12 protein-coding genes are annotated in these 14,422 nt (G+C 43.0%); 7 read left to right on the top strand and 5 right to left on the bottom strand.

Features of this window, described 5'->3' with window-relative positions; genetic code table 11:
- Positions 1-68: 68 nt before the first annotated feature.
- The gene (exaC, locus tag L884_RS0121215; protein WP_028769370.1) at positions 69-1,589 is read right to left on the bottom strand and encodes an acetaldehyde dehydrogenase ExaC; all 1,521 of its coding nucleotides are present in this window, start codon (positions 1,587-1,589) and stop codon (positions 69-71) included.
- Between the two features lie 245 nt (positions 1,590-1,834).
- On the opposite strand from exaC, the gene acuI reads away from it, so the two are divergent.
- The gene (gene acuI, locus L884_RS0121210; protein WP_028769369.1) at positions 1,835-2,815 is read left to right on the top strand and encodes an acrylyl-CoA reductase (NADPH); all 981 of its coding nucleotides are present in this window, start codon (positions 1,835-1,837) and stop codon (positions 2,813-2,815) included.
- A gap of 64 nt (positions 2,816-2,879) precedes the next feature.
- Here acuI and L884_RS0121205 read toward each other — a convergent pair whose 3' ends face one another.
- Positions 2,880-3,812, bottom strand: coding sequence for a LysR family transcriptional regulator (locus L884_RS0121205; protein ID WP_028769368.1), 933 nt, complete (start codon positions 3,810-3,812; stop codon positions 2,880-2,882).
- Between the two features lie 452 nt (positions 3,813-4,264).
- Between L884_RS0121205 and ardA the strand changes: the two genes are divergently transcribed.
- The 5 genes from ardA to L884_RS0121180 all read left to right on the top strand — a co-directional run bounded on the left by ardA (position 4,265) and on the right by L884_RS0121180 (position 10,440).
- The gene (ardA, locus tag L884_RS0121200) at positions 4,265-5,785 is read left to right on the top strand and encodes an acrylate reductase flavoprotein subunit ArdA (protein WP_028769367.1); all 1,521 of its coding nucleotides are present in this window, start codon (positions 4,265-4,267) and stop codon (positions 5,783-5,785) included.
- Between the two features lie 29 nt (positions 5,786-5,814).
- Complete coding sequence (gene ardB / locus L884_RS0121195; protein WP_028769366.1) at positions 5,815-6,168, top strand: acrylate reductase cytochrome subunit ArdB; 354 nt, start codon at positions 5,815-5,817, stop codon at positions 6,166-6,168.
- Positions 6,169-6,620: 452 nt separating this feature from the next.
- Positions 6,621-7,865, top strand: a complete 1,245-nt coding sequence (gene dddY, locus L884_RS0121190; protein ID WP_028769365.1) for a dimethylsulfoniopropionate lyase DddY — start codon at positions 6,621-6,623, stop codon at positions 7,863-7,865.
- A 93-nt stretch (positions 7,866-7,958) separates the two neighbouring features.
- Entirely contained in the window at positions 7,959-9,218 is a 1,260-nt protein-coding gene (locus L884_RS22525; protein ID WP_051435719.1) for a cupin domain-containing protein, read from the top strand.
- A gap of 112 nt (positions 9,219-9,330) precedes the next feature.
- Positions 9,331-10,440 (top strand): hypothetical protein, encoded by a 1,110-nt coding sequence (locus L884_RS0121180; protein WP_051435718.1) that lies wholly within the window; start codon positions 9,331-9,333, stop codon positions 10,438-10,440.
- A gap of 67 nt (positions 10,441-10,507) precedes the next feature.
- On the opposite strand, the gene L884_RS0121175 is transcribed toward L884_RS0121180, so the two are convergent.
- On the bottom strand, positions 10,508-11,398 hold the full coding sequence (locus L884_RS0121175; protein WP_028769363.1) for a LysR family transcriptional regulator: 891 nt from the start codon (positions 11,396-11,398) through the stop codon (positions 10,508-10,510).
- Positions 11,399-11,519: 121 nt separating this feature from the next.
- Between L884_RS0121175 and L884_RS0121170 the strand changes: the two genes are divergently transcribed.
- Positions 11,520-12,167, top strand: coding sequence for a TetR/AcrR family transcriptional regulator (locus tag L884_RS0121170; RefSeq protein ID WP_028769362.1), 648 nt, complete (start codon positions 11,520-11,522; stop codon positions 12,165-12,167).
- A gap of 7 nt (positions 12,168-12,174) precedes the next feature.
- On the opposite strand, the gene L884_RS0121165 is transcribed toward L884_RS0121170, so the two are convergent.
- Together L884_RS0121165 and L884_RS0121160 are read right to left on the bottom strand one after the other, a co-directional pair.
- Positions 12,175-13,545, bottom strand: a complete 1,371-nt coding sequence (locus L884_RS0121165; protein WP_028769361.1) for an ATP-binding protein — start codon at positions 13,543-13,545, stop codon at positions 12,175-12,177.
- Positions 13,546-14,229 (bottom strand): response regulator, encoded by a 684-nt coding sequence (locus L884_RS0121160; protein ID WP_028769360.1) that lies wholly within the window; start codon positions 14,227-14,229, stop codon positions 13,546-13,548. It lies immediately after the preceding gene.
- Positions 14,230-14,422: the final 193 nt, after the last annotated feature.

Below are 14,422 nucleotides of genomic sequence, written 5' to 3'. Positions count from 1 at the left end.
CTTGTGGCAAGTGGCAGTGAGTGACAGAGAGGAGCAGGCTAACCAAGGCGTTAGCCTGCCTATTAAGCTTAGAAGAAGCCGAGTGGATTAACGTCGTAGCTGATTAATAGGTTTTTGGTGTTTTGATAATGATCTAGCATCATCTTGTGGGTTTCGCGGCCGATCCCTGACTTTTTATAACCGCCAAATGCTGCGTGAGCAGGATAGGCATGATAACAGTTAATCCACACGCGGCCAGCTTGTATGCCACGTCCCATACGTTGGGCAGTATTCATGTCACGGGTCCACACGCCCGCGCCTAAGCCATATTCAGTATCGTTAGCTATCGCTAAGGCTTCGGCCTCATCTTTAAAGGTGGTCACTGAGATCACTGGGCCAAAAATTTCTTCTTGGAAGATGCGCATGTCATTAGTGCCTTTTAGAATGGTAGGGCTAATATAAAACCCTTGGCTGTGTTCGCCACTTAGCTGACATAAATCGCCGCCTAGTAGCACTTCTGCCCCCTCATCTTTACCTATCTGCAAATAGCTTAAGATCTTATCAAACTGCTCCTGCGAGGCTTGTGCGCCAACCTGAGTGTCGGTATCGAGCGGGTTGCTCTGTTTGATGGTTTTGCTGCGCTCAATCACCTTAGCGATAAACTTATCGTAAATGCCTTCGTGGATCAGTACTCGTGAAGGGCAAGTGCAAACTTCACCTTGATTGAAAAAGGCCAGTAGCATGCCTTCAACGGCTTTATCTAGATATTCATCTTCATGATCCATGACGTCAGCAAAGTAAATATTAGGGGATTTACCGCCAAGCTCAACGGTAGATGGGATAAGTGAGTCGGCGGCGCATTTTAAAATATGATGACCGACTTCAGTTGAGCCAGTAAATGCCAGTTTGGCAATGCGACTGCTAGTTGCTAAAGCTTGACCTGCTTCTGCGCCAAAGCCGTTAACCACATTGAGCACACCTTTTGGTAATAGGTCCTCAATAAGCTCAAGCATGACCATCAGTGACGCTGGAGTTTGCTCAGCAGGCTTTAACACAATGCAGTTACCGGCTGCGAGTGCTGGCGCTATTTTCCAGGCTGCCATCAATAGTGGAAAGTTCCATGGAATTATTTGCCCAACAACCCCAAGAGGCTCAGGGAAGTGATAGCTTACCGTATTGGCGTCAATATCTGCGGCACTGCCTTCTTGGGCGCGAATACAGCCGGCAAAATAGCGGAAATGATCGACAACTAAGGGGAGATCTGCGGCGAGAGTTTCGCGCACGGCTTTGCCGTTATCCCAAGTTTCAGCTATGGCTAAGCTTTCGATGTTTTGCTCGATGCGATCGGCAATGCGTAGCAAGATATTAGCGCGTTCAGTCACTGCGGTTTTACCCCAAGTGTCTTTGACGGCATGGGCGGCATCCAGTGCTAATTCAATGTCGTGATTATCTGAGCGCGGGACTTGGCAGAATACTTGGCCGTCCACCGGTGAGCTGTTGTCAAAATAGAGGCCGTTTACGGGTTTAACCCACTCACCACCAATGAAATTTTGGTACTGTGACTTGAAGTTAACCTTTGCGCCGGGTGTGCCTGGCTTGTTATAAATCATACTTATCTTCCTTGTACGTTTTTTGTTCGACAACTCAGTGTAGTCTATAAAAGAGCGGCTGCTGTATAGGAATAAAGTCGACTAGCGATAGGTTAATTATTTAGTCTAATCTGGTAGAGCAAGATCATTTGCTTGGCTTATTTCTTATGTATGCATGTGACGCATTGCTTTAATGCAAAATATGCACTTCATTCATGGTTATTTATAGCCTATGCTTTTGTCATCAGTTTAAATAGGAACTTGTTATGTTTAACGCACTGGTTTTAACCCAAGAAGAAAAGCTAACTATCGCTAACGTTTGCCAAATTGCAGAAACCGATCTGCCTGAAGGCGAAGTCTTAGTTGATGTGGCTTGCTCATCACTTAACTATAAAGATGGTTTAGCGGTAACGGGTGTTGGCAAAATTATTCGTAATTTCCCTATGGTTCCGGGGATCGATTTTGCAGGCACTGTACTTGAGTCGAGTGATGCGCGTTATAAAGCTGGCGATAAGGTGATTCTGACTGGTTGGGGCGTAGGTGAAAACCATTGGGGTGGCCTTGCTGAAAAAGCCCGCGTTAAAGCAGATTGGTTAGTGCCTATGCCAAGTAATTGTGACGCTGCTAAAGCGATGCAAATTGGTACTGCTGGCTTAACCGCTATGCTATGTGTACAAGCTTTACAAAATGCCGGCATTAAGCCTGCTGATGGTGATATTTTAGTGACCGGCGCCAGTGGTGGTGTTGGCTCAGTTGCGGTGACCTTGCTAGCGCAGTTAGGTTATCGTGTTGTAGCAAGCTCTGGTCGTGTGGCACAAAACAGTGCACTACTAACTAAGTTAGGTGCAAGTGAAGTGATTGACCGTAGCGAGCTTGAAGGCGATGCTCGTCCACTTGAAAAGCAGCGTTGGGCAGGTGTGGTTGATACGGTTGGTAATAAAGTATTGGCAAGTGCATTGGCACAAATGAACTACGGCGGTGCGGCGGCAATCTGTGGATTAGCGGGTGGTTTTGCACTGCCAACAACGGTTATGCCATTTATCTTGCGTGGCGTGAATCTACTGGGTGTTGACTCAGTTGCTTGTCCATTTGAAAAGCGCCAAGCGGCATGGCAAGCGGTACTTAACTTATTACCTGAAAGTTATTTTGAAGATGCTTGTGAGACTATCGCACTTGAACAAGTGCCTGAATATGCACAGCGTATTATTAAAGGCCAAGTGACAGGTCGAGTATTAGTTCAGCTTTAAGTTGCAATCAATCAAACTAAAGCCCAGCAAATTGCTGGGCTTTTTTGTACGCGGCAGAGCAAGGCTAACTGTTTTGTGGTGTCTGTGAAAGGATTGTTTGGGTGGCACTGGCTATCTGTTGGCGTAACCATTTTTGTGCCTTGTCTTGTTCACAGCGTGAATGCCAAAACAGGTTGTAATCTAAACTTTGTAGCTTAAACGGCAGTGGTTTTACCTTGAGGCGGTGGCGCTCGGCGGCGATGGCTGCCATGCCCTCTGGTACGGTAATAATTAGCGGATTAACCGATTGCAGCGCTAACGCTGTATCTAAATGTGGTGTCCTTAACAGTTCAGTACGTGGCGGGTACTGACTGATAGCGTCATCGAGCAATGCTTTGACTCCATCACTAATTGCAATCGTGGCATGGGGGTAATGCAGGTAATCTTCAAGGCTAATGTCACTATCGGCCAACGGGTGATTGGGCGAAACTAAACAGCTCACGCCTACTTTGCCAAGAAAGGTGTGTTGCAGATTTCCTGTTTGACCAATTGCACGGCAAATCGCCATGTCTGCGCCTTTTACGCTTAGCTGGGCTTGCAGCTCTTTTTGCTGCACTGGCACAATTTCGAGGCGTATATTGGGTGCTTGCTGATAAATATTCGGCAAAATAAACGGAATAAGTGCTTGCATGGCATAGTCTGTGGCAGCGATAGAAAACTGCTGCTGACACTCCTGCGGCACAAAAGCTTTAGGTGTCAGTAATTCTATTAACTGCCCGGTGGGTTGGCGCAACTGTTGGTAGCACTCGAGTGCAAAAGAGGTGGGTACTAACTGCTGGCCAACACGAGAAAATAACGGGTCGTCGAGCATTTCCCTCAGGCGCGCAAGAATACGGCTGGTGGCCGACTGACTTAAATGCAGGCGTTTAGCAGCTAAAGTGACACTGCGCTCTTCAACCAAAATTTGCAGTGCGATAAGCAGGCTGAGATCTTGGCGGTAAATCTCTTCTAATTCCATATTGGTTACTTTTGAGTATTGGGCATGATTGCTATAGCAGATTTATCAGCGATAGCTTAATGATGACACATAGTTGTAAGCCCGAAAACAATCAATTTCAGATGTCGATAAAGGCTTTTTGTTTACAAGTCAGTTACTTTTTGCTGTAGGCATTCGGTATGGCGATTAAGCTTGGGGCAACAGAAATATACCACTTAAAAAATAATGCAAATAAAATCGCGCAAACTCAGTAATAACGCGGACTTTTTGTTTGATTGCTTGCACTTGATTGGTATTTGGAATGAGTTCCAAAATACCTCTAAAGTAATAAAAAAACCAAACGTTAGATCTAGGTTAAACTTCGCAGATGTTGTTTTATTGTATATAGCAAATCCTTGTTGAACTCCCGTTTTGGAACTCATTCCAGTCTTATTATTCTTGCGTCTAATAAAAACTAACTAGGGTGATGACAGATGAGTAATAAAGATCTGCTAGGACGCCGCAATTTCATTAAAGGATTCGGAGCTGCAGCAGGCGTAGCAATGGCTGCACCAGCATTGGCCGTATCAGAGAAAGCGGATGGCGTTAAATGGGACAAAGAAGTAGAAGTCCTAATTATCGGTTCAGGTTTTGCGGGCTTAGCGGCTGCTATTGAAGCAACGCGTAAAGGCGCAAAAGATGTTCATATTTTTGAAAAGATGTCTTACTTTGGCGGTAACTCTGCCATTAACGGTGGTCTGTTCGCAGCACCGGGTACACCAATGCAAAAGCAAGAAGGTGTTAAAGATTCAGTAGAAATTATGGTTGCCGACCAGCTAGCTTCTGGCCGTGGTATTGCAGACGAAGCGCTACTTCGCCACGTTGCAGAGCACGCTGTAGAAGCACTACAGATGACTTTAGATGCAGGTTCTGAATATCACCCTTACCTACAGCAGTTAGGTGGCCACTCAGTAGCACGTACTTATCAAACGACAGTAAGCTGTGGTGCTGGTATTACTCAGCCGCTATTACACGAGTGCCGCAAGCTGGGGGTTCATACTCATAACCGTTCAAAGTTTGAAGGTTTCTTAGTGGGCGACAAAGGCGAAGTGCTTGGCGTTAAAATGCGTGACAACTACCACTTCGGTGAAGATCAGCCAGGTAAAGTGAGCAATATCCGCGCTAAACGTGGTGTGATTATGGCTACTGGTGGTTTTGCACAAAACGTTGATTTACGTATGGCGCAAGACCCTACATTAACTGCTGAAGTAGGTTGTACTAACGCACCTGGCGCAACGGGTGAAGGTATGTACGAAATGTTCCGTCTAGGTGCAGTACCTGTTCACTTAGCACACATCCAGTCAGGCCCATGGGCATCACCAGATGAAGGTGGTTTTGGTTATGTGTCTAACTACTCAATCTACAACTTCCCACATTCAGTTGCGATTGACCGTTTAACCGGTAAGCGCTTCATGAATGAAATCGCTGACCGTAAGACTCGTGCTGATGCAGAGTTGAACTGTCGTGATGCTAAGGGTAATGCGCTACCTCCAATCCTAATCACTAGCTATGAAGATTCGAAGAAGCATCCAAACACTAAGAAAGTACTTAAGTACAACGTAGGTTGGAAGTTTGATTCAATTGAAGAGCTTGCTAAACACTTTGATGTGCCATTAGCACCGCTTAAGCAACAAATTGCTGAGTATAACGACTACGTTAAGACACAAAATGACCCTCAATTCGGTAAGAACATGACTGAAGCTAAGGGCAAATATATTAAAGCGCCATTTACCGTTGTGCGCTTATGGCCAAAAGTTCACTACTGCCAAGGTGGTGTGCAAATCAACACTAAAGCTGAAGTGAAAGATAGCTTTACCGGTCAAGCCATTCCTGGTTTATACGCAGCCGGCGAAGTGTGTGGTGGTATTCATGGTGTGAGCCGTTTGGGTAGTTGCTCAATTCCTGAATGCATGGTGATGGGTATGACTGCTGCTCGCAGCATGATGAAAGCCTAAGTCAGCAGATAATTTAAGAGGAATGAGTGATGAGTAAACTAACAACGGTATTAGCGCTAACTTTTGGTTGCCTACTAACTTTGTCTGCGCAAGCTGTGGAAATCCGTGACCACCACAAAGAAGTGATCGGTAAAGATTGTAAAACATGTCATGACAATGGCATCAAGCAATTCCCGTCAGATCAAGCTTGTTTGCAGTGTCATGATGTTGATGACTTAGCAGAGCAAACAGCACGTAGTGAAGAAGATAAGTGGCAGAATCCACATAACAACTTGCACTATGGTAAAGAGCTTCCTTGCCAAGAATGTCATAGCGAACATGGCACTAAGAAGCCTTTATGTAGTAACTGTCATACATTTAAATACGACAAGCATAAAGAATAAACCCGGTGTTTATTAAAAGGTAATAAGTAAACTTCATCTCTTTACTATTACTTTGTATTATCCCTGCAATAAAAAAGACCACTTCGGTGGTCTTTTTTATTGGCAGTTTTAAATTGAATTTATTTGTTGATGCTTATCTCAAAATAAATGCAGTTGTGAAATAGATTTTATATCTTGAATTTATATTGACTTGGTTTTTACTTTGGAACTTTAAGTGTGATGATGAGTGCACTTTTATATTAACTGTGATCTAGTGTTCTCAAGCTTTAATTAATGCTAAATAACGTGATAGTAAAGTGCTATTTGTTAATTATGATGCTTTTTTATGTAACTGTGATCGGTTCGTCGTTATCAATCTATAAACATGGCTTGGTTATATTTTTGGAACTAGTTCCATATATATTATTTAACTCGATGATGAGTTTTAAAATATAACAAAATGGGTTTTAGATATGAAATATACAATATTACTAAGCAGCTTATTATTATCAAATGGTTTAGTGGCTGGAGAGATCCCAGACTTTTTAGATAAAAACGATATTAATGATGCGCAATTTCAGTGTTTAGGTGAATCACCAACTTATAGCGCAAAAGATCAAAAGTATATTGATATTTTGTGGGATGAAACCCTGACTTATTTACGTGCCTATGCAGAAGCATTAACCAATGATCAAAACAGTGGCTGCTTAAACTCTGATACTGCAATGGTAGATTCTACTGAAGGTGGTCAACACATGTGTGTGATGGATCGCCGTGACATGAAACTGATGGTTAAAAACATCTACCAAGTGATCAATAACGCAGATGAAGCTAAGAAATGTTTTGGTGCCCGTGAAGATGTTAGTTGGATTTATAACCCGGGTGGAGAATTAACTGAAAACTCACCTGTCGCTCAGCATTTTAAGCGTACGACTTTCACTGAGTTCTTCGATGAAAAAGTCACAGATAAACAAGTAAAGCAATACGGCAAAAGCTTCACTAACAACTTCTACAAGATGGTGACGGGTGATGAAGTTAAAATGCCAGCTGTCTTCCCATATGACATTAGCGCTAACTCGCTACCAAACCTATGGGCTGCCGCAGGTTGGTTCCCTATGTATGCAGAAGAAAGTAAGCGTAACGATAAGAACTTTAACAACATTCGCGGCGGCTATGCTTATGCCGAAATCTTTGGTCACTGGGGCTTATTACGTATTGATGAGATCAATGGTGAAAAAGTGGGTGCTGAAGTCGGTATGACAGTACAGGCTGTGGATACCCTATATCCTTTCCATAACCATGCGATTTCTGAAATGTACTACAACATGCGTATTCCTGCATGTACTAACCAATTCAAAACCATGGCTGTTCGTGAAGATTCACCACTAGTTAAAACGGTGAAAGAAGACGATAAAGTGCGCCGCGTGCAGTTTGATGAAGGGCAGCATAACTCACAAACCATGTGGTTATCGGGTAGTGCTGAGCAAGACTCATTGATCTATTTCCACCAAAACACAATCCACGCTTTTGATGTAGATGGTAGCTGTGAAGCTAAGCCTGAAGAGCGTGCAATTGTATCTGTTTGGGCGCGCAGCAACGCTCATGATAAGCGCAATGACTATGGTACTACCTTGCTATGTGAGTCTGCCGCAAATCCAGGCACACCTGCTAAGCGCGGTGAAGTGATTCAATGCGATTTAACAAAAGTTAAATGGTAATCGCTTGATGGGTATGGGTGGTAGGTGCTCCCCCGCCACCCACGCCACGGAAGTTTGAGTTATTTAATCAAGGTGTTTCGCTAGAGGTATACAATGAGTAAGTTACGTAGTTTGTCTGTGGTTTGTGCAGCGCTCATGAGTCATGCTGCTTACGCTGTGCCTGATTTTATTGATGAAAAGACGGTTGAGAATGCTGAGTTTAGTTGTATTAACGCGCCGGTGAAATATAGCGCGGCTGAACAAAAGCATATCGATGTGTTATGGCAAGAAACATTAAAATATGTAGAGGGTTACGCAGTAGCATTAACCTCTTCCGATAGTGAGCAATGCCAGAGCTCGGCGTTAGCTATGACCGAAACTAACCGTCCCGGGTTAACTGGTCCAACTTATCAATGCATTATGGATAACCGCGACATGCAAGTCATGGTTAAACATATTTACGCAGTCTTGAATAATCCTGATAAAGCTAAGCAATGTTTTTCTGCTAAGAAAGATAGTACCTCTTTGCTCAGCCCTAGTGAAACCATGACTCAAGGTTCGGCGGTTGCTCGCTGGATTAACCGACCTGAAATGAAGGATTACTTTGCTAATTTATCAGATAAAGCCCTTAACAAAGCGGGTATTGAGTTTGCTGATAACTTTGCAGAGATGATCACTGGCAGTGATATTCAAATGCCGGCTAACTTTCCATTTGATATCAGCGCTAATGCCTTACCTAACTTATGGGCAAGTGTTGGCTGGGCACCTATGTATTCTAAAGAGGATCATCGATCGCTAACAGCCGGAGAATCGGCTTTCCGTGCCGGTTATGCCTATGCCGAAGTGATGGGCAAATGGGGGCTATTACAAATAGATAAGATTAATGGTGAAGAAGTCGGTGCTGAAATTGGTATGACGGTACAGCGTATGGATTCTTTTTATCCTTATCACTTCCATATTGCGCAAGAGATTTACCACACAATTCGTGAACCAGCTTGTTTAAATAGTACTAAACAACTTATTTTAAAAGAGAATAATCCTGCTCTAAAAGTCCTTGAGCGAACAAGTGAATATACCAAGTTAAATTATAATGGTCAGGATATTAAAGATATTGATCATTATTTTGTGTCAACAACCACAGAGAAAGATCCGCTTATTTATATTCCAACTAATTCAATACACGCTTTTGATTTAAAAGAACACTGTGAAGCTGAACCTAAAAAATCAGCTCATGTCGCAATTTGGGCTCGAAGTGTGACACCGAATTATGGTGGAACTACATTATGTGAGCTGCAAGATAAATCGTTAGATAAAAGTAATATTAATAATAAAAATGCCAATGTTGACTGTAAGCCAGTTAAATACAAATTCTAAAAAGTAAACCAGATCACATTCTAACTTTAAATCATTCTTGAATATTTGAGATGTTTTTGGCTGCTTTGAAAATAGTCTAAGTGATCATTTAAATAATAAATTAGGGATTATTATGAAAAAATCAATTGTTAACTTAGCAATTTCCAGTGCGTTATTATCTATGATGGCAGCTCCAGCTATTGCAGATGATTTGAAAATTGGCGGCTCAGTGAGAGCTAACTATAGCTACATAGACTATTCTGATGAGTCAAAAGATAATGCTGGTGACTTTGATTTTAATTTAGTCTCTATTAAGGTTTCTGATAAGTGGAATGATATTGGCGTTGCCGCTGAATACCGTTTTATGAAAGGCTATGACTATTTAAAGTATGGTTACGGTTATTGGGAAGCTAGCGACGATTTAGTGGTTAACCTGGGCGCAATTAGTAAGCCTTTTGGTAATAAGAATTATGCCTCGCACAACTGGTGGTACAGCTTAAACTACTATCTTGGTTTTGAAGATGATTATGGTGTAGGTGCCAGTGTTAACTACAGCAAAGGTGCATCGTTAACCGAAGTGGCCTTTATTAAAGGCGCTGTTTATGGCGGTACAGATCATCGTGACTTTGCTGGTACTGTTGCGCAGGGTGAAATTAATGGTACCCAATATAATAACGAAGAGAAAAATACTCTTGCTGCGCGTCAAAGCTATACCATAGCTGATGGTGACCTTACTGCGGTTTTAGGAGCGTCAGTTGAATATGGGCAACTATACAACACTGTGGCGGGTGAAAACGGTGATACCTTAAACTACGCTGCTCATATCGATTTGAATTATGACGGCTGGGGATTTCAGGCGCAGTATTTAGCCTTTGATTATGATCAGTACGATGATGGTCAGATAGATCCAAATAAGATTGGTATGGGCATGCTTGATGGCTTCTTTGAAGTGGCGAGTAAAGGCAATATTTATACCGCTAACTTATCTAAGAAATTTAACACCTCTTGGGGCAGTTACACCCTTTATAATGACTTCAGCATGGTGCAGCCAGATGTTGAAGAGTTTGATGATTCACTATTGAACACCACGGGTGTATCAATCTCTTACGGCCCGCTATTTGTTTACGTTGATTACTATATGGCGAAGAACGTAGTGTGGTTAGGGGGCAATAGCCTAGGTTTGGCTCAGGAAAATGATGACTGGGATCAGCGCTTCAATATTAACCTTGCTTATTACTTCTAAGCCCAAATACTAGCGATAAAAATGCCAGCATGTTTGCTGGCATTTTTTATTGTTATATCAATTAGTATTAATAGCCATATTCGCTGTGCAGACTCACTTCGCCTAGCTCTAATACGTTTGCTTTAATCAGGTTAATTAGCTGATTGGTCGCTTCTGTCTGCGTATCAGGATTGAGGTACAGCGACTCATTAAAGGCCGGTAATGGCGGAATGTTATGTTCAATCGGATCGATGATCTGCATCTTATCATTGATGCGGAACTCGGCAATTGGCGCAATCACTAAATCATTTTCAACCGCCATACACATAGCCGTTGGTGACGGTGTTGATAACAGTACACTCATTGGGCGCATGGAGATTTGGTGATTAGCAAATACTTGGGCGCGAATTGGGCAGTTTTCTGGATACAGCGCCATAGGCACAGTTTCACGTTTGTGGGCACTGCCACCTTTGGCGGCAACCCAATGAAAACGGCGTTCAAACAACAGTTCGCCATGTCCTGCTGCTGGGGTTTGCCAGTGAGTCGCGACAATCACATCAAACTCGCCATTATGTAAACGCTTATATAGGTTACCACTGACATCGGTATCTATGACTAACTCAATACAGGTAAATTCACGAATAAACTCTAATAAGAAGCTACCGAGATAACGGTTGATGTAGTCAGTTGGTACACCTAGGCGTATGACTTCACGGTTTTGACATTCTTTTAACTCGTCAATAGCTTGTGAGCTGAGTTGTAGCATCTTGTATGCGTAGTTAAGTAGGGTTTTTCCTGGCTCGGTTAATGTCACGCCTTTGTTATCTCGTAATAACAAAGGTTGGCCAACACTCTCCTCTAACTTCTTGATTTGTAGACTGATAGTTGACTGGGTGCGACAGAGCTTCTCAGCTGCTTTGGATAGGTTTCCGCATTCAACTACCGCGATAAAGCTTTCTAATAGTTCAATTTTTAGCATGAGATATTGAATTTATTCATAGTGCTATCAGTATTACTCAATATCTGCTTGCCACCTAGGGTGCTATTTTATGAATGTGAACTAAATTTCAATTGATTGTTGGATTTGTGAAGAGGTCGACATGAGTAACTGGCAGCAAAGAGAAAGCTATTTAACGGATATTGCTGAACGCTGTTTGCGTGGTCATAAAAGTTTTGATTTACGGCGTTCGCATCTGGTCGAAGCAAGTCAGATCTCCAAAGGCACTATCTACAATCACTTCCCAACCGAAGCTGACTTAGTTGTGGCTGTTGCCACAGCCCATTATAAGAAGCGTCTTGAACGGGCTTACTTTGATCAATCGCTCTACCCAGATGGTTTAACCCGCTTTTTAATGCATCATTGCTGGGGCTTACGTGATGACTTGCTTTATGATCGCTTTATTATTTCACGGGTAATGCCTAACCCTGAGTTACTTGCTCAAGTAACCGATGAGAACCGTATGGCATTTGAACAAATTTATGGTGCTTATATTCAATGGAATAACGAGCTTATTAAAGCGGTTGGGGTGGTTGAAGGCTTTGATCGTGCAGAATTAGTGGCTAACTATTTACGTGGTGCACAAATTAACTGTGATGATGCGGGTAAGCACTATAACGATGCCAGTATGTACTATCAGTTTAGTTATGCATTATCACAATTAATGGGCCACTCAGATAAGCGAATCCCAACTCAGCGTGCTTATGTTAGCTGGCTTGCCAGTCAAGAGGACGCGGCAAACGCAGCTTAGGTGATTGTTACTGTAACGGCAGGCTAATGGTAATTTTTAGGCCTGTCGGACGGTTGTTGTTAGCGACAATTTTACCTTGGTGAGCCTGTATGGCCGCTTTGGCAATGGCAAGTCCTAAGCCCCAGCCGCCAGATTCACGCTCGCGCGCTGTTTGTGGTCGATAAAAAGGCTTAAAAATCGCTTCGAGATCGGCTTCATTCTCTATGCCCGGGCCGTCGTCAATGATCTCTATCTGCACACTGTCAGCTAATTTTATTGCCTGAATAGAGACTTGGCTTTCAGCGTATCGAATTGCATTGCGTAGCAAGTTTTCTACTGCACGACATAAAGGTCGCGGATACAGTGGCAAAATAATCGATTCATCGATATCAATATGCAGCTGTTTTTGCTGTTGTTGGGCTTCAAACTCAGCGTCATCGAGCACTTGGCTTAAGGTTTCCGCTAGTTCTAAACTTGGCTTGTTATCATTAGCATTGAGCTTAACCCTAGACAGTTCTAACAGTTCGGCAATCATCTGTTCCAGTTGATCGGCTTCATATTCAATCCGCTCTGTTTCAGGGGTTGCGTGACCCTTTTTACGGCTTAATGCTAATGACAGTTTTAGTCGAGTCAGTGGGGTACGCAGTTCATGGGAAATATCGCTAATCAGTCGTTGCTGGCTCTTAACCATATCTTCTACCGAATCAGCCATGCCGTTAAAGGCTTGAGCTAATTGGCCAATTTCGTCATTGCGCTTCACTGTTGCCATATCGACTCGGCTACTTAAATCTCCATCCGCTAGGGCATCGGCACTGCGTTTTAATGAGCGCAGAGGTTTACCTAAATGCCATGCAAATAAGCCACACAATAAGCCTGATAGCAGAATGGCGATGCTGAGTGTTAACAGCTTATTGTCGATAAAAAAGAAGAACCAAGGTCGCGGATGATGCTCTGGTAAGCGGCCAAATAAACTGTAATTTTTACCGTTTGCAGTAAAGTTATAAGGGCCGAATATCAGCTCATCTCTAAATTGGTGTTTAATTGGTTCACCGGCTTCATCTGCCAGCAACATAAAGCGTCTTAATGAGCGTGACGATTTATGGCTATTGAGCACTTTACCGTATTCATCAACTAAGTAAATGCGCGCTGGTCGGCCTTTAAACTCTTTAAATCGACTCCAATGTTTGAGCTTGTCAGAGTCTAAAATTTGCGGATTTTGGCTGATCCGTTTGGCGCTTTTTGCTAATAAGCGCTCAAGTGGTTCAGGGATCGCAGATTGATCGTGGTTTTGCTGCATCAATGGCAGTAGGCCAATTAATGCAATGATCAACGAACTACAGAGCCAAAAGCCCAGTAGCAGCTTAACAAATATGTTGTTTGGGGTTTTTCTTAGTTGCATCTAAGGTAACCAAATATAGCCTTTACCACGGATGGTTTTTACCCTTGGGCGTCCATCACTGCGCTCAGGCATCTTCTTACGTAAATTAGACAAGTGCATATCTAAGCTACGATCAAAAGGCATCAGTTTCTTGCCGAGTACTTTTTCGCTTAACTCTTCTTTTGTCGCTAATTCACCGGCATTTTTAACCAGCTCAAACAGTAAGCTGAACTCAGTTCCTGTCAGAATGATCAGTTGATCTTGGCAATGAACCTCTTGTCGACCTGGATCTAAATTGATATCGCCGTATTGATGAGTTGGCTGGGGCGTTTCGGTTGCTTGCACATGGGTACGACGAATAATCGCACGGATGCGAGCCACGAGTTCGCGATCATTAAATGGTTTAGGTAAGTAGTCGTCTGCACCAATTTCTAAGCCAACCACACGGTCAATTTCATCACCACGTGCAGTGAGCATCAGTACCGGCGTTTGTTTCTTACTGCGTAATGCTCGCAGTACTTCAAAGCCATTGAGTTTAGGTAGCATAACATCGAGTAAAATAAGGTCGAATGCTTGCTCGAGCGCAAGATCTAGCCCTGACTGGCCATCGTGGGCTAATGTCAGTTGAAAACCTTCTAACTCTAGTAGCTGTGCAAGCAGCTCAGATAGACCTAAGTCATCATCTATCAATAATATACGGCTCATATATACCCTTTCTACTGATTGGTATTATTACTCTTACTAAGGCGAGTATACCTTGTTTGATGTCAATTGCAGTTAAGGAGTGTAATGCTACGTAAAGATTCGGTTGTCTGGCATACACGGCCAATATTTAAACTGCTTTACAGAGCTTTACGCTAAATAAACCCTAGCTTACATTGGACTGGCTACACTTGTA

This window comes from Shewanella fidelis ATCC BAA-318, from assembly GCF_000518605.1.
In the GTDB taxonomy this organism is placed as follows: Bacteria; Pseudomonadota; Gammaproteobacteria; order Enterobacterales; family Shewanellaceae; genus Shewanella; species Shewanella fidelis.
The sequence above is the reverse complement of the archived record's forward strand: the minus strand, read 5'-3'. Positions and strand labels throughout refer to the sequence as shown.